Origin of the sequence: uncultured Acidovorax sp. (assembly GCF_964021665.1) — a bacterium.
GTDB classification, from domain to species: Bacteria; Pseudomonadota; Gammaproteobacteria; order Burkholderiales; family Burkholderiaceae_C; genus Acidovorax; species Acidovorax temperans.
The window spans coordinates 1-16,909 of sequence record NZ_CAXIAK010000076.1 but is presented as its reverse complement, the minus strand read 5'-3'; the positions used below and the strand labels follow the sequence as shown (position 1 = coordinate 16,909).

Sequence of the window (16,909 nt, the reverse complement as noted above, 5' to 3'; positions counted from 1 at the left end):
CCCGCGCTGACCCAGGACCCGGTGCTGCAGGAAGAAATTGCCGAGATGGAGGCCCAGGTCAAGCGCTGCAAGACCATCGTCAGCGGCATCCTGATGTCAGCGGGAGAGGCGCGCGGCGAATCGTCGAGCCAGACCACCGTGCGCCAGTTTCTGGACACCCTGGTGCAAGACTGGCGCGCCACGCGCTCAGTGGACACCTTCGTCTACGACAACCTGCTGGAGGGCGACAGCCCCATGGTGGCCGATGCCACCCTGGAGCAAATGGTTTTCAATGTGCTGGACAATGCCCGGGACGCATCGCCGCACTGGGTGCGCTTGCAGGCGCAGTGCGATGCGGATGCGTTGCGAATCGTGGTCACCGACCGGGGCCCCGGCTTTTCAGCCGCCGTGCTGCGCCACATCGGTACGCCCTACCAGTCCACCAAGGGGCGGCCGGGGGGCGGCCTGGGGCTGTTCCTGTCGATGAACGTGGCGCGCACCCTGGGCGGCAGCGTGGTGGCACGCAACCGCCCCGAAGGCGGCGCCGAAGTCACCATCACGCTTTCGCTGGCTGCCATCACCCTGCAAGACACCGACTCGGAAGACCATGGACACTGACCGCCTGCTGCTGATCGTGGAAGACGACGAAGCGTTTGCCCGCACGCTGGCGCGCTCGTTCGAGCGGCGCGGGTACCAGGTGCTGCACGCCGAAGGCATCGCCCGCATGGAAGAACTGCTGGCCGTGCACACGCCGCAATACGCGGTGGTAGACCTCAAGCTCAAGGGCGAAGCCACCGGCCTGGCCTGCGTGCGCGCCTTGCACGCGCACAGCCCGCAAATGCGCATCGTGGTGCTGACCGGCTTTGCCAGCATTGCCACGGCGGTGGAAGCCATCAAGCTGGGCGCGGGGCATTACCTGGCCAAGCCTTCCAACACCGACGACATCGAAGCCGCCTTTGCCCTGCAGGAAGGCAACACCGAGGTGGAGCTGACCAACCGTTCCAGCTCCATCAAGACGCTGGAGTGGGAACGTATCCACGAAGTGCTGGCCGAGAGCGACTTCAACATCTCTGAAGCCGCGCGCCGCCTGGGCATGCACCGCCGTACCCTCAGCCGCAAGCTGGGCAAACAGCGGGTGTAAGAAGCCGCTCAAAAGGCGCTGCGCACCCGGCTGCATCCCCACCTTTTTGAGCAAAACACCTTTACGCCCGCTGCGCCGCCTGAAGGCCCGGGGCGCCTTGCAACTCTCCTAAGATCCAGCCATCTGGCGCCAAAGCAGCGCCACCGCCCATCTGCCCCTGGAGAAGACATGTTCGATAGCGCCCTGTTGCTGGCTGCCGCGTTTGTGGCCGGTGCACTCAATGCCGTGGCCGGAGGCGGCAGCTTCCTCACCCTGCCCGCCCTGGTCTTCACCGGCGTGCCGCCCGTGGTGGCCAATGCCACCGGCACCGTGGCCCTACTGCCCGGCTACATCGCCGGGGCCTGGGGCTTTCGTGAAGACACAGCCCCGCCACCGGGGCTGTCAATGCGGCTGCTGGTGGTGCTGTCGCTCATCGGCGGTGCGGCGGGCGCGGCGCTGCTGCTCATCACGCCCGACGCCACCTTCCGCCGCGTGGTGCCCTGGCTGCTGCTGGCAGCCACGGCGCTGTTTGCCTTCGGTCCGCAACTGCGCTCCATGCTGGCGGGCGGCAAGCCGTCTACCGCCAAAGCCACGGTGGGCGTGCTGGCGGTGGCGGCCTATGGCGGCTATTTCAACGGCGGGCTGGGCATCTTGCTGCTGGCCTTGTTCGGCCTGCTGGGGCAAACGCAGCTCAACGCCATGAACGGGTTGAAGAACTGGGTCTCGGCCCTGCTCACGGCCATTGCGGTGGTCATCTACGCCGCAGGCGGCGTGGTGCAGTGGCCCCAGGCGCTGATGATGATGGTGGCCGCCACCGCAGGCGGCTACGGCGGCGCGCGCGTGGCACGGCGCATTCCTGCCCCCTGGTTGCGCGGCGGCATCGTGGTCACTGGGCTGGTGATGGCCGGGCTGTTCTTCTGGCGGCAGTGAGTAGGCTACAAACCAAATCAGGCTCTAGCGCTTATCTGGCAAGCGCAGGCGGCTATCAAATTTGAAGTTCCATCAATCGCCCGCCTGGTCAGCGGGCGCGCTCGCATCTGGCGAATGCACTTTGGCAAACGTCAAAATCACCTCACGGATCAGCTTGCGCTGCGGGGCGGGCAGCTGCAAAAACGCGTCAAACGTCTCACGCTCCAGATAGCCCACACCCTCTTGCCAGCGCTGGTGGTGCTCCCGCACCGACTTGCGCACCGTGCCGCCAAAGCGCAACACCTCCGGCTCGACCTTGAGCACCTGGGCCAACACGATCAATTTGTCTTGCGCCGGAATGGATTCACCGCGCAACCAACGCGACACCGCCTGAAATGTGACGGATCGCCCCCAGTAGTTGGTATTGAACAAATTGAGCAGCACCGCCGGGCGCGGCTCCAGCCCCGCAGCGCGCATAGCCGCTTGCAGGCGTTCGGCAAATTCCAACTTCTGGTCCATGCCGAAACGTTAAATTTCGGTTGAATTTTGATTGAACTTTGTGTTGTACGATCAATTGAATTATTCATTCAACTATCGATTGAATCGGCTGCCACCAGGCCCGCCGCGCACAACACTCCATGCCCAAGTCCCTGCTTGAACAACTCCCCGACATCGTGGCCCAGGGCCGCAAAGAAGCCGAAAAAATCCTGGAGAGCATTGAGAGCCGACACCGCGTGACCCTGCAAACCCGCGAAGTGGTACTGCCCGCCAAAGACGCAGCCGCCACCGACTGGATTACCGCCCAAGCCCGTGCCGACCGGCGCGAGGTGTTTGCACCGGGGCAAGGCAGTTTGCTGGCGACTGCGCAGCCCATGCTGGGGACGGCACAGGCCGAAGCCCCCTGGGCCAACCGCCTGATCTACGGCGACAACCTGCTGGCCATGGCCGCCCTATTGGCGGGGGACGAGCACACGCCCAGCCTGCGCGGTAAGGTTGATTTGATCTACATCGATCCACCGTTTGACAGCAAGGCCGACTACCGCACCAAGGTAACGCTACCGGGCCTGGAGCTGGAGCAGAAGCCCACGGTGATAGAGCAGTTTGCTTATTCCGATACGTGGAGCGACGGCACGGCCTCGTACCTCGCCATGATCACGCCGCGGCTGATCCTGATGCGGGAGTTGCTGGCGGACACCGGCTCCATCTATGTGCATCTGGATTGGCATATCAGCCACTACGTCAAGATTGTTCTGGATGAAGTCTTTGGAAAAAACAACTTCCGCAATGAAATTGTTTGGAGCTACTTCGGTTTCAAACGCTCCACAGCGAAAAAATTTCCTCAAAAACATGACCTACTTTTCTCCTATGCAAAGGGAGAGAACTACACATGGAAAACTCAATACAAGCCGCATAACCCTGAATACCTGAAGCGATTCAGACCTGACGAGACGGGACGGCTTTGCCGGAGCGATGTGAACCCTACAGGGGGAGGCAGTCGAAAAATTTACTTGGACGAAGTAGAAGGCGACATCGTTGACTCTGTTTGGGACGACATTCCGCCTGTCAATCCGGTCGCCAGTGAGCGTGTGGACTACGCGACACAGAAGCCCGAAAAACTGTTGTCGCGAATTATTGAGTCTTCGTGCCCTCCGGAAGGAATCGTCGCTGATTTCAACGGCGGCTCCGGCACCACGGCCGCCGTCGCCGAAAAATTGGGCCGCCGCTGGATCACCACCGACCTGGGTAAACCCGCCTGCATGATCATGCGAAAGCGCCTGATCGACCTGGAAGCCAAGCCCTTTCTGTACCAGGCCATTGGCGACTACCAGGTCGAGGCCGCCAAGGCCACGCTGGGCCGTGACTTCCGCATTGGTGACCTGTCGCACATCGTGCTCTCGCTCTATGGCGCGCTGCCCTTGCCTGCAGATGTGAACCCGCAGCGCAACCTGGGCCAGATTGCGGGCATGGAACTGGGTGGCAAGCGGGGCCGCAAAACGCTGGTGCTGGCCGATTCTCCCAACAAGCTCACCGGCATGGCTACGCTCAAAAAGGCGATTGCCCAGCGCGACAACCTGCTAGGTGGCTGGGACCGTGTGGTGGTGCTGGGCTGGAACTTTGAGCCCAGCATTGGCGAGACCATCACCGCGTTGAACGACTCGCGCCTGGAAGTGCTGGTGATTCCGCCCGACCTGATGGACCGGCTCAAGAAGAAAGGCGGCATCGACAAGCTGCGCGGGCAGGTGCGTTTCTCCAGCCTGCAGTACCTCACCATCCACCCGATTGCGCGCAAGACCGACGGTAATACCGAAACCCTGACCGTGCAGCTGAAGAACTACGTGCTGCTCTCGCCCGAGGCCATCAACCTGGACGACGCAAACCGCATCAAACTGCAGCAGATTGCCAACGCCGAGCCGCTGGCCCTGATCGAATACTGGGCGGTGGACCCGGACTACGACGGCAAGGTGTTCCGCTCTGTGTGGCAGGACTACCGGGGCAACACGGCCAACGATGCCGACGCTCTGCGCGTGGTGACCACCGCGACCGTCACCGCACCCGCCAAGGCAGGGCCGCGCAAAGTGTGCGTGCGGGTGGTGGATGTGTTTGGCTTTGAGGCCGAGGTGGTGACGACGGTGGGTGCCGCATGAGCACCAAGACCGAAGATCAATTGGCACTGGCCGCAGGCCTGACCGCCAAAACCCAGCAGCTCTGTCTGGGGCTGGAGTCCGGCGCAGCGGACATTCTGGAGCTGGTGACCCCCACCACGGCGGAACTGCTGCTGTGGTGGTTTGGCGAGGACATGGTGTTAGCGCGGCAGGGATTGAATTTCCACGCCGGGCAAAAGCAGGCTATTTTGAACGCCATCGTGGCGCACGAGGTGCTGGGGCAGGAACGCGAGCACTGGACGCTGCTGGACCTGTACCAAGCCTGCGCCCCCGATGCGCTGCTGACCGGCAACCGCATGAACGAGGTGGCATCCCCCAAACACGCCCACCCCAAGTACTGCTTCAAGATGGCCACGGGCACGGGCAAAACCTGGGTGATGCAAGCGCTGATGGTGTGGCAGTTGCTGAACAAGACGGCAGCGCTGGCCGAGGGTATCAACGATGCACGCTTTACCCGCCAGTTCATGGTGGTGGCGCCGGGGCTGATCGTGTACGAGCGGCTGCTGGATGCGTTTTGCGGCAAGCTCGTGGCGGGTGGTGTGGGTGGCTCAGGGCGCGATTTCAGCACCTCCGACATTTATAAGTTTGCTGACCTGTTTGTGCCTGAGGCCTACCGCGATGCGGTGTTTGCCTTTGTGCGCGGCAATGTGTGCAGCAAGGCCGAGATTGGCCTCAAAGCCACGGGCAACGGCATGATCGCCATCACCAACTGGCATCTGCTGGCCGAGGGTGAGGTGCTGGATGACACGGTGGAAGATGTGGAGGCCTTGGGCGCGCCGTTGGACCCGCACCTGGTGGTGGGTGCCGTGCTGCCGCTGACGCCAGGCCGCGCCACAGGCAACAGCCTGGATGTGCTGGACCGCCGCTATGCGCGGGGCAATGTGCTGGAGTTTCTGGCGGGCTTGCCCGAGCTGATGGTGTTCAACGACGAGGCGCACCACATCCACGAGTTCAAGCGCGAGGGTGAAACCACCGAGGTGGAGTGGCAAAAGAGCCTGAGCCGCATTGCCGCCACCAAGGGGCGGCGCTTTGTGCAGGTGGACTTTTCGGCCACGCCGTACAACGACGTGGGCAGCGGCAAGAACAAGCGCAAGCTGTACTTCCCGCACATCGTGGTGGACTTTGACCTGAAGAGCGCCATGCGTGCCGGGCTGGTGAAGTCGCTGGTACTGGACCGGCGCAAGGAGATTGGCGCACTGCCTTTGGAGTTCAAAGCCGAGCGCGATGAATCGGGCAACCCTACGCTGAGCGAAGGCCAGCGGGTGATGCTGCGCGCGGGCTTGAAGAAGCTGCGCAAGCTGGAGGCGGACTTTGCCAAGATCGACCCCCACCGCCACCCCAAGATGCTGGTGGTGTGCGAGGACACCACGGTGTCGCCCTTGGTGGCAGCCTTTCTGCAAGATCAAGAAGGTCTGAACGAGGATGAGGTGATGACCATCGACTCGGGCAAGAAGGCAGAGTTGGGCGAGAAGGATTGGGCACCCGTGCGCGAGCGCCTCTTCAGCGTGGATAGCCACGCCACGCCGCGCGTGATCGTGAGCGTGCTGATGCTGCGCGAGGGCTTTGATGTGAACAACATCTGCGTGATCGTGCCGCTGCGTTCCAGTCAGGCACAGATTCTGTTGGAGCAAACCATCGGGCGCGGCTTGCGCCTGATGTGGCGCGATGACGAATATGCCGACCTCAAACGCGAGAACCGAGAGCGCATCAACGCTGGGCAAGAGCCAGGCAGCCTGATTGACGTGCTCTCCATCGTGGAACACCCGGCGTTTCAGTCGTTTTACGACGAGCTGCTGAACGAAGGGCTGGCGGGCACCACGGGGGACGATACCGACGACACCTCCAGCACGGGTGATGTGCTGGCGGCGGAGCTGCGTGAGGGGTTTGAAGCGTTCGACTTTGGCATTCCCTTCATCTTGCAAGAGGCGGACGAACTCCACGCCCACGATGGATTGGAGATCTCCACCTTGCCCGCGTTCACCGCCATGAGTGTGGAGCAGCTCACCGGCCTGCTGGGCAAGGGCGACACCTTCATTTCGCAAGACCTGCAAAGCGCCACGCTGTTTGGCGACTACAGGGTGGACGGTGCGGTGATGAACGTGGGGGGTTACAACGAATACCTGTCGCGCCTGACCCGGCGCATCAGCCAAGCGCTGAGTGAGCCCATGCCCAAGAGCAACAAGATCGCCACACATCTGGCCAAGCCGTATTTGCAGGTGAACACGGCGGAGCTGACGGGTTGGCTGGACGACTACATCTGGACGGCATTGTTTGGCGCCACCTTCAACCCGCTGGAGGGCGAAAACTGGCGCGTGTTGCTGCTGCAGCCGGTGGTGGACCACATCACCAAGGTGTTTGCGGTGGCCCTGCTGGAATCCGAGCAAAAGCACACCACCGGCCAGACCGAAGTGCACCTGCGCATGCTGAGCGAGGTGCCCAAGCTGATGCTGCGCGAGAGCCACTCGGTGGAAGTGAGCAAGTGCATTTACACCCGCTTGGGCTGGCCTGCGCGCAATGGCGGGCTGGAGCGCGCCTTCATCCACTGGGCGCAGGCGGACACGCAGGTGCAGGCGTTTTGCAAGATCAGCGAGAACCGCCACACCTTTGCCCGGCTGCGCTATGTGAAGGAAGACGGTTTGCCCGCGTTCTACTCGCCCGACTTTTTGGTGCGCACGGCGGATGCGGTGTACCTGGCGGAGACCAAGGCGCAGCAGCAAACCGCGCACCCCAACGTGCAGCGCAAGCTCAAGGCCGCGCTGGCGTGGTGTGAGCGCATCAACGCCCTCACGCCAGAGCAGCGCGGCGGCCCGCCATGGCACTACGTATTGCTGGCGGAGAACGTGGTGTACGAGTGGCAGGCCAAGGGCGCGCGGCTGGCAGAGCTTCTGGACTATGCGCGACTGCGGCCTCTGGCCAACGCATCGTTGCAAACCAGCTTGATTTGAGAAAAATCAGGCTCCATCGCTTATCCGGCAAGCGCTAGCAGCTATCAATTTGATACTAAACCGTGGCCGCTGGCGCGATCCGCATCGGAATGGTCACCGGCCCGTCGTTGACCAGGTGCACCTGCATATCGGCCGCAAACTGGCCGGTGGCCACCTCGGGGTGCAGCTTGCGGGCCTGGGCCACGGCGTAGTCGTACAGCCTGCGGCCCTCGTCGGGCGCTGCGGCCTGGGTGAAGCTGGGGCGGTTTCCGCCGGTGGTATCTGCCGCCAGGGTGAACTGGCTTACCAGCAGCAGGCCGCCGCAGGCGCCCTGCCCGTCCAGATCCTGCACGCTGCGGTTCATCTTGCCCGCGTCGTCGCTGAAGATGCGCAGCTTGAGAATTTTGGCCAGCAGCTTGTCGGCCTCGGCTTCGGTGTCACCCCGCTCGGCGCACACCAGCACCAGCAAACCAGGGCCAATGGCGCCCACCACGGCACCGTCCACTTCCACGCGGGCTTGTCGCACCCGTTGCAATACAGCGATCAAGAAAAGCCTCTTTGTCCATCAAGGTAGAGCGTGCGATTGTGCCGCCAGCGAGAAGGCAGCGCGGGCGGCATTCGCCCTCAACGGGCGCCAGCCGCCTGGGCTGCACGCTTTTCTTCGTGGGTGAGTGCCTGCAACGCTGCCACACCACAGCCCATGACCAGCGCCGTGACCACCAGAGCCCCGTGGTAACTGCCGCTGGCCGTGGCGATGTAGCCCGCCATGGCGGGCGCAATGATCTGGGCCACGCCGTAGCTCAGAGTCATCCGCGCCATGGCCTTGGCCGGGTTGGCCGGAAAGCAGCGTCCGATCAGGGTGAGCGTGAGGCTGACGATGCCCACAAAGGTGGCCCCAAACAGCATGGCACCACCCACGTTGAGCAAAGCGTGGTCGGTGGCGATGGGCATGAGGACGGAAACCATCTGCAAGCCAAAAGCCATCATCAGCGCGCGGATCTGCCCCACCGCATCCGCCACGCGGTCCCACAGGAAGCACGACGGCGCTGCCGCCAGCCCCACAATCACCCACACCCACCCGCCCTTGTCGGCCAGCAATGGCAGCTTGACCAGGATGGCGACCGTGTACGTGGCGCCCATGGCAAAACCAAAGCCTGCGCAAAAGTAGGCGGCGATGAGCAACCACATCCAGCGCCGGGGCGGCGTGGTGGAAGTGGGCGCAGCCTGGGCGGCTGCGGCCTGCACGGGCACGGGCACGGGGGGCGGCATCCAAAGCCATGCGGGCCCAAAAAAGACAATGCCGAGCAAGCCCAGGCCCAGCCACTGGCGGTCCCACGGCAAGCCCTGCACCAGCGCCGCCACCGCCACGCCAGAGACGGCGATGCCCAAGCCCAGCCCCACAAAATGCAGCCCCAATTGCGGCCGGTGCCCCTGTCGAATCAGCCAGTTGAGTACCAGCCCCGACGCCAGCAGCAGCCCCGCCGTGCTGGAAAACCCCGCCACAAACCGCAGCACGGACCAGACGGGCACGCTGTCTGTCCAGCCCATCGCCGCCGTGCTGACCACGGCAATCACCAGGCCGCAGCGGTAGATCAGGTACTTGCGCCCCAGGTCGTTGATAGAGGCTGCCAGCAAGGTGCCCGCCATGTAGCCCGCATAGTTGACGGTGGCCAGCCACCCTGCCGCCCAGTGCGTGAGGCCCGCCTGCTCGCGCATGATGGGCAGCATGGGCGTGTAGGCAAAGCGCGCCAGCCCCACCGTGAGGATGAGCGCACAAATGCCCGCCACGATGACACGCCAGCGTGCGGGTTGCTTGATCGCAAGAGGGGCGTGCATGCGGGCTCCACGGTTCAGGAGCAACGATGGTAGCGGCCACCGGGCAGGGCAGCTGTCAACGCCACGACTGCGCCGGTCGCTAGGGATGTCAGCCGCGCTCGTCCTCGATCAGACGCGCCTTCACGCTCTTGCCCTTGACGCGGCCACTGTTCAGGCGCGCCGCGGCCTGCGCGGCAATGGCGCGGTCCACCGCCACATAGGTGGAGAAGTCGTTCACGTTGATCTTGCCCACCTGCTCGCGGGTGTAGCCCATGTCGCCCGTCAGCGCGCCCAGCACGTCGCCGGCGCGAATTTTTTCCTTGCGCCCACCCACGATCTGGATGGTGGCCATGGGGGGCACCAGCGGGCCGTTGCCCGTGGGCTTCAAGTCGGCCAGAGGGAACCAGGTGGATTCGCGGCCTTGCAGCACCTCGATCTTGCCCACATAGCCCATCTCGTCCATGCTGACCAGGTTCAGCGCCAGGCCTTGCGCATCGCCCCGGCCGGTGCGGCCAATGCGGTGGATGTGGACTTCGGGGTCGGGCGTCACGTCCACGTTGATGACGGCGGCCAGGTTGGCAATGTCCAGCCCGCGCGCGGCCACATCGGTGGCCACCAGCACCGAGCAGCTGCGGTTCGCAAACTGCACCAGCACCTGGTCGCGCTCGCGCTGCTCCAGCTCGCCGTACAGCGCCAGCGCGCTGAAGCCCTGGGCTTGCAGCACGCCTACCAGGTCGCGGCACTGCTGCTTGGTGTTGCAAAACGCGATGGATGATTCGGGGCGGAAGTGGTTGAGCAGCTGCGACACCACGTGCAGGCGCTCGCTGTTCTTCACCTCGTACCAGCGCTGCTCAATCTTGCCCTCGGCATGCTGGGCCTGCACCGTGATCTGCACGGGCTGCTTCATGAACTGGGCGCTGAGCTTGGCTATTGCCAAGGGGTAGGTGGCCGAGAACAGCAGGGTCTGCCGCTCCTTGGGGCACTGGCGCGCCACGGTCACGATGTCGTCGAAGAAGCCCATGTCCAGCATGCGGTCGGCTTCGTCCAGCACCAGGGTGTTGAGCGCTTCGAGCGTCAGGTGCTGGCGCTCCAGGTGGTCCATCACGCGGCCGGGCGTGCCCACCACGATGTGCGCGCCGTGCTCCAGGCTCAGCATCTGCCCGCGCAGCGGCACGCCACCGCACAGGGTCACGACCTTGATGTTTTCTTCGGCCCGCGCCAGGCGGCGGATCTCGGCAGTCACCTGGTCGGCCAGTTCGCGCGTGGGGCACAGCACCAGGGCCTGCACGGCGAAGCGGCGGGGGTTGAGGTTGGCCAGCAGGGCCAGAGCAAACGCGGCGGTTTTGCCGCTGCCGGTGCTGGCCTGGGCGATGAGGTCTTTGCCCAGCAGCGCAGGCGGCAGGCTGGCCGCCTGGATGGGGGTCATCGTGGTGTAGCCCAGCTGCTGCAGGTTCGCCAACGTGGCGGGGCTCAGCGCCAGCGTGCTGAAGTCCGTGCTGGCTTGGTTTTCTTTGGAGGTCATGGGGCGGATTATCCGGCCCCCGCCCTGGCGGGCCTCAGAGCAGTACCAGCACCCCCACGAATGCCAGCGTGTGCGCCAGCACCCCCGGCGCCACCGCCAGCGCGTAAGCGCCGCCGCCGCTCACCCAGGCCACCACGCTTTTGCTCACCGCGTGCACCAGCAGCGCCGCCATCAAGGCGCGTTCCACGCCGATGGCCTCGGGCTCGGTGGGCAGGGCGTGCATCAGCACCGCCGCAGCGGCAGCGTGCACATCGGCCAGCGCGGCCAGCAGGGCGCCTGCCATCATCCCGGCGTTGCCCTGGGTGCGCTCCAGCCATGCCACGCCCACCTGGATGCCCGTGAGCAGCAGGGTGATCAACACCACGTCGCGCAGTTTGAACATGGGTGCATCGGCCTGCAGCGGCGCTTTGGCGGTGGACTGGTCGGCCGCACCCCAAAGCAGCCACAAGCCCCAAACGGCCGCCACCCCGGCCCCAGCCAGCGCAGGCAGCGCCAGGTACGGCAGCCAATGCGGCTGAACCGTGGCCGCCACCACCAGCACATGCAGGGCCGTGGCCACACACGACAACACAGCCCCTGCGGCCTGCGTACGGGCGGGCGCCTTGCCGGCGCGCACATCCATGCCCAGGCTGGCAATGGTGGCCGTGCTGGAAACGAAGCCCGAAGCCAGGGCCGACAACACGACGGCCTGGCGTGCCTGCATCAGCCGCCGCGCCACGTGCGCCAGCGACTGGATGACCAGCAGCACGATCACCAGGCGCAGCACCACCTGCGGGTTCAGCAAACCCTGCACCATGGGCTGGTTGGGCACCAGCGGGAACACCAGCAGCACCAGCGCCGCCAGCACCAGGCCGCTGCGCACCTCGCCCGGTTGCAGCCAGTGGTTTGAAAATTCGTGCAGCGGCGCCCGCAGCGCCAGCAGGCCCGTCACCATCACGGCCAGGGCGGCGGCCAGCAGGCGGTCGCTGGCGCACAGCACGCCAATCAGGTAGGCCAGCAGCAGGGCGATTTCGGTGGCAACGCCGGGGTTTTCGGAGCGGTCGCGGGCATAGGCCACCACGCCCAGCGCGGCCACAAACGCGGCACCAGCCCCCAGCAGGGCCACCGAACCCGACAGCGCCGCTGCCGCCCCCGACAGGCTGGCCAGTGCGAACGAGCGCACCCCTGCCAAGGCGCGGTGTGGCCCGCTGCCCTTGCGGCGTTCGCGCTCAATGCCCATCAGCAACCCACAGCCCAAAGCACTGGCCAGCACGGCCAGCGCGGCATAAAAACCCTGCAAATCCTGCAAATCCTGCATGCCCGCTCCTGCACCCCGCGGGTGCCTTTCGCCATTCTGGCAGCTTGTTTCGATCTGTCAGAAAGCTTGTGGACAATAGCGCCATGGCCCCCACATCCTCTGCTTTCATCGCCCCCACCCGCCACACCACGGCCGAATCGGCCCTGGCCCAGGTGCACCACATCTACAACCACCAGATCGGCCTGTTGCGCGACAGCATGCAGCGCTTTGTGGCGGGCGAAACCCTGCCCAGCCGCGTGCGCGCGTGCTACCCGTATGTGCGCATCCAGACGGACACCGTGGCGCGCGCCAAGCCCCACCCCGACGTGGCCCTGCTGGCCTATGGCTTTGTGGCTGGGCCCGGCCGGTTCGAGACCACACTGACCCGCCCCGACCTGTACCACGCGTACTACCTGGAGCAATTCCAGCTGCTGCTGCACAACCATGGCGTGGAACTGGAGGTGGGCACCAGCCACCAGCCCATCCCCGTGCACTTCTCGTTCAGCGAGCACGACCATGTGGAAGGCCAGATGAGCCAAGAGCGCCGCACCCTGATGCGCGACGTGTTCGACCTGCCCGACCTGGCCGCCATGGACGACGGCATTGCCAACGGCACCTGGGAGCCCAAGCCCGGCGAGGCGCAGCCCCTGTCGCTGTTCACCGCACCGCGCGTGGACTATTCGCTGCACCGCCTGCGCCACTACACCGGCACCTCGCCGCGCGCATTCCAGAACTTTGTGCTGTTCACCAACTACCAGTTCTACATCGACGAATTTGTGCGCCTGGGCCATGAAGAAATGGCCAAGCCTGACAGCGAGTACATCGCCTTCATCGAACCCGGCAACGTGGTGACGCGCCGTGTGGGGTTGAGCGCCGAGCCCGGTGACGAGCTGGGCGCCCCGCCCCCGCGCCTGCCGCAAATGCCCGCCTACCACCTGGTGCGCGCCGACCACAGCGGCATCACCATGGTCAACATCGGCGTGGGCCCCGCCAACGCCAAGAACATCACCGACCACATCGCCGTGCTGCGCCCGCACGCCTGGATCATGTTGGGCCACTGCGCGGGCCTGCGCAACAGCCAGCAACTAGGCGACTACGTGCTGGCCCACGGCTATGTGCGCGAAGACCATGTGCTGGACGAAGAACTGCCGCTGTGGGTGCCCATCCCGGCGCTGGCCGAGATTCAGCTCGCCCTTGAATCCGCCGTGGCAGGCGTGACCGGCGTGAGCGGTGCCGACCTCAAGCGCATCATGCGCACCGGCACCGTGGCCAGCACCGACAACCGCAATTGGGAGCTGCTGCCCGACAACCAGCCCCAGCGCCGCTTCAGCCAAAGCCGCGCCGTGGCGCTGGACATGGAAAGCGCCACCATCGCGACCAACGGCTTCCGCTTCCGCGTGCCCTACGGCACCCTGCTGTGCGTAAGCGACAAGCCCCTGCACGGCGAGATCAAGCTGCCCGGCATGGCCAACCACTTCTACCGCGAGCGCGTGGACCAGCACCTGCGCATCGGCATGCGCGCCATCGAGATCCTGCGCAGCGGCGGCGTGCAGCGCCTGCACAGCCGCAAACTGCGCAGCTTTGCCGAGGTGGCTTTCCAATAATCCAGAGCCATGCAGCTGGATTTTCTGACCCTGCTGGCCACCACGGCCATCAGCCTGTTCATGATCTCGGCATCGCTGCCGCTCATCATGGGTCGGAACATCAGCGCATCCGCCCGCTACGTGCAGGCCAGCCTGCTGTTGCAGGCCCTGGCCTGGGCGGCCATCATCGCATCCACCTACGTTCCTGCCACACTGGCCGACCGCATCCTGTCCACGGTCTCCATCGGCTGCGGGTCGGCGGCGCAGTGGATGAACTACCGTGCGCTCGCCGGATGGCTGGGCCCCCGGCCCTGGCCGCGCCTGCTGCTGGTGCTCGTGGTGGCCACGCCGCTGGGCTATTTTTCGAGCTTCGGCAGCTATGCCATCCGCGTGGGCTGGGCCAACACCCTGCTGGCTGCGGTCACGCTATTGGTGGCACGCGCCACGCTGCAACCCCAGCGGCCCGCAGAGACGGGCTGGCGCAGATTGATTTTCGTCAGCATGCTGACCATGGCGGGCCTGACTCTGGCACGTGGCATCGTGGGTGCCTTCACCGACCAGTACCCCAGCTTTCGCACACCCCATCCGGTCAACCTGGCCTTTGCATTGGGCGCCTGCGTGACGGTGGTGCTCAACACCATCGCCATGCTGGTGGCCTGGCGCGACGAAGCCGAGATCAAGCTGCGCGAACTCGCCGTGACCGACGCACTGACCAGCCTGCCCAACCGGCGTGGCTTCGAGAAGCGCGCCCAGGCCATGCTGGCGCACGCCCGGCGCCATGACCTGCCGCTCACCGCCCTCATGCTCGATCTGGACCATTTCAAGCAGGTGAACGACACCCATGGCCATGAGGTGGGCGACCGCGCTCTGCAACTGTTCAGCCGCCTGCTCAAGGAAACGCGCCGCGACGGCGACCTGGCCGCGCGCCTGGGCGGCGAGGAGTTCTGCCTACTGCTGCACAGCGACGCATCGGCCGGCGCGCCGCTCGACCAGCGGCTGCGCCAGCGCCTGCGGCAGGCGGCCCCTGCCGAACTGGGCCTGGAGATCGATTTCAGCGCTGGCTTGGCCGTGCTGCGGCCTGATGACACCAGCATTCAGCCACTGCTGGCACGGGCCGACAGGGCACTCTACGAGGCCAAGACCGACGGGCGCGGCCGCCTGCACAGTGCGACCCAAGATGCTATGAATTAAATAGCTATCAGCGCTTGACCAGCAATCGACATAGCCACTTTTATCGATTGTTTTCCATCGCACCGGCATCGTCAGCCGGGTGCAGCAGGCGGGCCGCCTCGCGTGCGGCCACGCGGCCCTCGTCGGTCGGAACGACCCAGACCTCCACGGCACTGCCCTCGGCATGGATCGCATGGGCCGCGTCACCCGGCACACCGGCATTGCGCGCTGCGTCCATGCGCACCCCCATCCAGCCGAGCTGGTCGCACACCTGGGTGCGCAGGGCAGCATCGTTCTCGCCGATGCCGCCGCTGAAGGCCAGCACATCCAGCCCGCCCATGCTGGCCGCCATGGCGCCCGACTCGCGCACCACGCGGTAGATGAACTGGTCGATGGCGCGCTGCGCCGCCGCGCTGCCGTCGGCACGCAGGCGGCGCATGTCGGCCGAGATGCCCGAGACGCCGAGCAGGCCGCTCTGCTTGTAGAGCAGCTTCTGGATGCGGTCATGGTCCCAGCCCTGCTCCATCAGGTAGAGCAGCACACCCGCGTCGAGCGTGCCGCTGCGCGTGCCCATCATCAGACCGTCAAGCGCCGAAAAACCCATGGTGGTGGCCACGCTGCGCCCGGCCCGGGCCGCGCACAGGCTGGCGCCGTTGCCCAGGTGGGCCATGAGCACGCGTCCCTGCGCGCGCGGCGAGCGCTCCTGCAGCGTGTCCATGATGTAGTGGTACGACAAGCCATGGAAGCCATAGCGCCGAACACCCTGTTCGGTCAGAGCGGTCGGCAGGGCAAAAGCGCTGGCCACCTCGGACAGGCCGGCGTGGAAAGCCGTGTCGAAACAGGCCACCTGCGGCAGCGCCGGAAAGGCCTGGCGGAACGAACGGATACCCGCCAGGTTGTGCGGCTGGTGCAGCGGCGCCAGGGAGTTGAGGCGCGCCAGGCGTTCGAGCACCGCATCGGTGACAAGCACGCTATCGCGAAAATCCTCGCCGCCATGCACCACGCGGTGCGCCACGGCCGTGATGGGGGGCGCGCCCTCCAGGCCTGCCAGCAGTTCGCGCAGGCGGGCCAGGGCCTGCACAAAAGGCGTCTCGCCCGGGCCGCTCACCGCCTCGCGGCGCGGCTGGCCGGCAAAGGTCCAGGCCATCTCGGGCTGGCCACCGGGCTCCAGGCCTTCGATGTTGCCGCTGAGCACATTCGGCTGCACCTGCCCGAGCCGCAGCGGGTGCAGGGAGAACTTGAGCGAGGACGAGCCCGCGTTGACGGCAAGAATGGCCATGACCGCCACCTCTCAGGCGTTGGACTGCGCCGCTGCCTGCAGCTGGCGCTGGCGGCGCGCGTCGTAGGCCGCCAGCGTGGCCAGCAGGGCCGACGAAACGCGGGTCGTGGGGCCGTCGGCGCGGCTGGTGAGCGCGATCGGCACGCGCGCGCCGAGCACGATGCCCGAGCCCGAGGCCCCCGCCAGGTATTCCAGCTGTTTGGCGAGCATGTTGCCGCTCTCCAGGTCGGGCACGGCCAGGATGTCGGCGTCACCCGCCACGCGCGACTCGATGTGCTTGATCTCGGCGGCCTGGGCCGAGATGGCGTTGTCGAAGGCCAGCGGGCCATCAAGCAACCCCCCCTTGATCTGGCCCCGGTCGGCCATCTTGCACAGGGCGGCGGCGTCCAGCGTGGACGGGATGTTGGGGCTCACGGTCTCCACCGCCGAGAGAATGGCCACCTTCGGGGTCTCCACGCCGAGGATGCGCGCGAAGTCGATCGCGTTCTGGATGATGTCCTGCTTCTCCGCCAGGCTGGGGCGGATGTTCAGCGCGGCATCGGTGATGAGCAAGGGCTTGGGGTAGAGCGGCACGTCAAAGCGGAACACATGCGACATGCGCCGCCCTGTGCGCAGCGCGGGCTGGGCCAGCACGGCCTTGATCATCTCGTCGGTGTGCAGGCTGCCTTT

Annotated in this window: 14 protein-coding genes; 7 read left to right on the top strand and 7 right to left on the bottom strand. The window is 65.5% G+C overall.

The features are described from left to right. The 3 genes from AADJ04_RS14160 to AADJ04_RS14150 all read left to right on the top strand — a co-directional run. Positions 1–597 (top strand): HAMP domain-containing sensor histidine kinase (locus AADJ04_RS14160; protein WP_341240008.1); only part of this gene is annotated, 597 nt, incomplete at its 5' end. Further along, positions 587–1,120 (top strand): response regulator transcription factor, encoded by a 534-nt coding sequence (locus AADJ04_RS14155; protein ID WP_341240007.1) that lies wholly within the window; start codon positions 587–589, stop codon positions 1,118–1,120. The genes AADJ04_RS14160 and AADJ04_RS14155, both read left to right, overlap by 11 nt. A gap of 168 nt (positions 1,121–1,288) precedes the next feature. Continuing rightward, on the top strand, positions 1,289–2,029 hold the full coding sequence (locus AADJ04_RS14150; protein WP_044395607.1) for a sulfite exporter TauE/SafE family protein: 741 nt from the start codon (positions 1,289–1,291) through the stop codon (positions 2,027–2,029). Positions 2,030–2,101: 72 nt separating this feature from the next. Here the strand turns inward: AADJ04_RS14150 and AADJ04_RS14145 are convergent, their stop codons facing one another. After that, positions 2,102–2,527 (bottom strand): helix-turn-helix domain-containing protein, encoded by a 426-nt coding sequence (locus tag AADJ04_RS14145; RefSeq protein WP_341240006.1) that lies wholly within the window; start codon positions 2,525–2,527, stop codon positions 2,102–2,104. A gap of 119 nt (positions 2,528–2,646) precedes the next feature. Between AADJ04_RS14145 and AADJ04_RS14140 the strand changes: the two genes are divergently transcribed. Both AADJ04_RS14140 and AADJ04_RS14135 read left to right on the top strand, forming a co-directional pair. After that, positions 2,647–4,653 (top strand): DNA methyltransferase, encoded by a 2,007-nt coding sequence (locus AADJ04_RS14140; RefSeq protein ID WP_341240005.1) that lies wholly within the window; start codon positions 2,647–2,649, stop codon positions 4,651–4,653. After that, the gene (locus AADJ04_RS14135) at positions 4,650–7,616 is read left to right on the top strand and encodes a DEAD/DEAH box helicase family protein (RefSeq protein WP_341240004.1); all 2,967 of its coding nucleotides are present in this window, start codon (positions 4,650–4,652) and stop codon (positions 7,614–7,616) included. Before AADJ04_RS14140 ends, AADJ04_RS14135 begins: the two co-directional genes overlap by 4 nt. Before the next feature lie 55 nt (positions 7,617–7,671). Here AADJ04_RS14135 and dtd read toward each other — a convergent pair whose 3' ends face one another. The 4 genes from dtd to AADJ04_RS14115 all read right to left on the bottom strand — a co-directional run bounded on the left by dtd (position 7,672) and on the right by AADJ04_RS14115 (position 12,229). Beyond that, positions 7,672–8,142, bottom strand: a complete 471-nt coding sequence (gene dtd / locus AADJ04_RS14130) for a D-aminoacyl-tRNA deacylase (protein ID WP_066694959.1) — start codon at positions 8,140–8,142, stop codon at positions 7,672–7,674. A 77-nt stretch (positions 8,143–8,219) separates the two neighbouring features. Next, a complete protein-coding gene (locus AADJ04_RS14125; protein ID WP_341240003.1) occupies positions 8,220–9,431 on the bottom strand; it encodes a YbfB/YjiJ family MFS transporter in 1,212 nt (403 codons plus the stop codon). A gap of 88 nt (positions 9,432–9,519) precedes the next feature. Next, positions 9,520–10,932, bottom strand: coding sequence for an ATP-dependent RNA helicase DbpA (dbpA, locus tag AADJ04_RS14120; protein WP_198845517.1), 1,413 nt, complete (start codon positions 10,930–10,932; stop codon positions 9,520–9,522). Positions 10,933–10,966: 34 nt separating this feature from the next. Continuing rightward, a complete protein-coding gene (locus AADJ04_RS14115) occupies positions 10,967–12,229 on the bottom strand; it encodes a DUF4010 domain-containing protein (protein WP_341240002.1) in 1,263 nt (420 codons plus the stop codon). Between the two features lie 83 nt (positions 12,230–12,312). On the opposite strand from AADJ04_RS14115, the gene AADJ04_RS14110 reads away from it, so the two are divergent. Continuing rightward, positions 12,313–13,812, top strand: a complete 1,500-nt coding sequence (locus AADJ04_RS14110) for an AMP nucleosidase (RefSeq protein ID WP_341240001.1) — start codon at positions 12,313–12,315, stop codon at positions 13,810–13,812. A gap of 9 nt (positions 13,813–13,821) precedes the next feature. Beyond that, positions 13,822–14,982, top strand: a complete 1,161-nt coding sequence (locus tag AADJ04_RS14105) for a GGDEF domain-containing protein (RefSeq protein ID WP_341240000.1) — start codon at positions 13,822–13,824, stop codon at positions 14,980–14,982. A gap of 40 nt (positions 14,983–15,022) precedes the next feature. On the opposite strand, the gene AADJ04_RS14100 is transcribed toward AADJ04_RS14105, so the two are convergent. Both AADJ04_RS14100 and AADJ04_RS14095 read right to left on the bottom strand, forming a co-directional pair. Then, positions 15,023–16,240: an acetate/propionate family kinase gene (locus AADJ04_RS14100; RefSeq protein ID WP_142082303.1), complete on the bottom strand. Its 1,218-nt coding sequence runs from the start codon at positions 16,238–16,240 to the stop codon at positions 15,023–15,025. 12 nt (positions 16,241–16,252) lie between these two features. After that, positions 16,253–16,909: bifunctional enoyl-CoA hydratase/phosphate acetyltransferase (locus tag AADJ04_RS14095; protein WP_341239999.1), on the bottom strand; the 657-nt coding region annotated here is incomplete at its 5' end.

Bases quoted from the DNA above. Each gene is read 5' to 3' on its own strand.
- AADJ04_RS14155 (WP_341240007.1), top strand. From the start codon at position 587: ATGGACACTGACCGCCTGCTGCTGATCGTGGAAGACGACGAAGCGTTT.
- AADJ04_RS14150 (WP_044395607.1), top strand. From the start codon at position 1,289: ATGTTCGATAGCGCCCTGTTGCTGGCTGCCGCGTTTGTGGCCGGTGCA.
- AADJ04_RS14145 (WP_341240006.1), bottom strand. From the start codon at position 2,527: ATGGACCAGAAGTTGGAATTTGCCGAACGCCTGCAAGCGGCTATGCGC.
- AADJ04_RS14140 (WP_341240005.1), top strand. From the start codon at position 2,647: ATGCCCAAGTCCCTGCTTGAACAACTCCCCGACATCGTGGCCCAGGGC.
- AADJ04_RS14135 (WP_341240004.1), top strand. From the start codon at position 4,650: ATGAGCACCAAGACCGAAGATCAATTGGCACTGGCCGCAGGCCTGACC.
- AADJ04_RS14125 (WP_341240003.1), bottom strand. From the start codon at position 9,431: ATGCACGCCCCTCTTGCGATCAAGCAACCCGCACGCTGGCGTGTCATC.
- dbpA (WP_198845517.1), bottom strand. From the start codon at position 10,932: ATGACCTCCAAAGAAAACCAAGCCAGCACGGACTTCAGCACGCTGGCG.
- AADJ04_RS14115 (WP_341240002.1), bottom strand. From the start codon at position 12,229: ATGCAGGATTTGCAGGATTTGCAGGGTTTTTATGCCGCGCTGGCCGTG.
- AADJ04_RS14110 (WP_341240001.1), top strand. From the start codon at position 12,313: ATGGCCCCCACATCCTCTGCTTTCATCGCCCCCACCCGCCACACCACG.
- AADJ04_RS14105 (WP_341240000.1), top strand. From the start codon at position 13,822: ATGCAGCTGGATTTTCTGACCCTGCTGGCCACCACGGCCATCAGCCTG.
- AADJ04_RS14100 (WP_142082303.1), bottom strand. From the start codon at position 16,240: ATGGCCATTCTTGCCGTCAACGCGGGCTCGTCCTCGCTCAAGTTCTCC.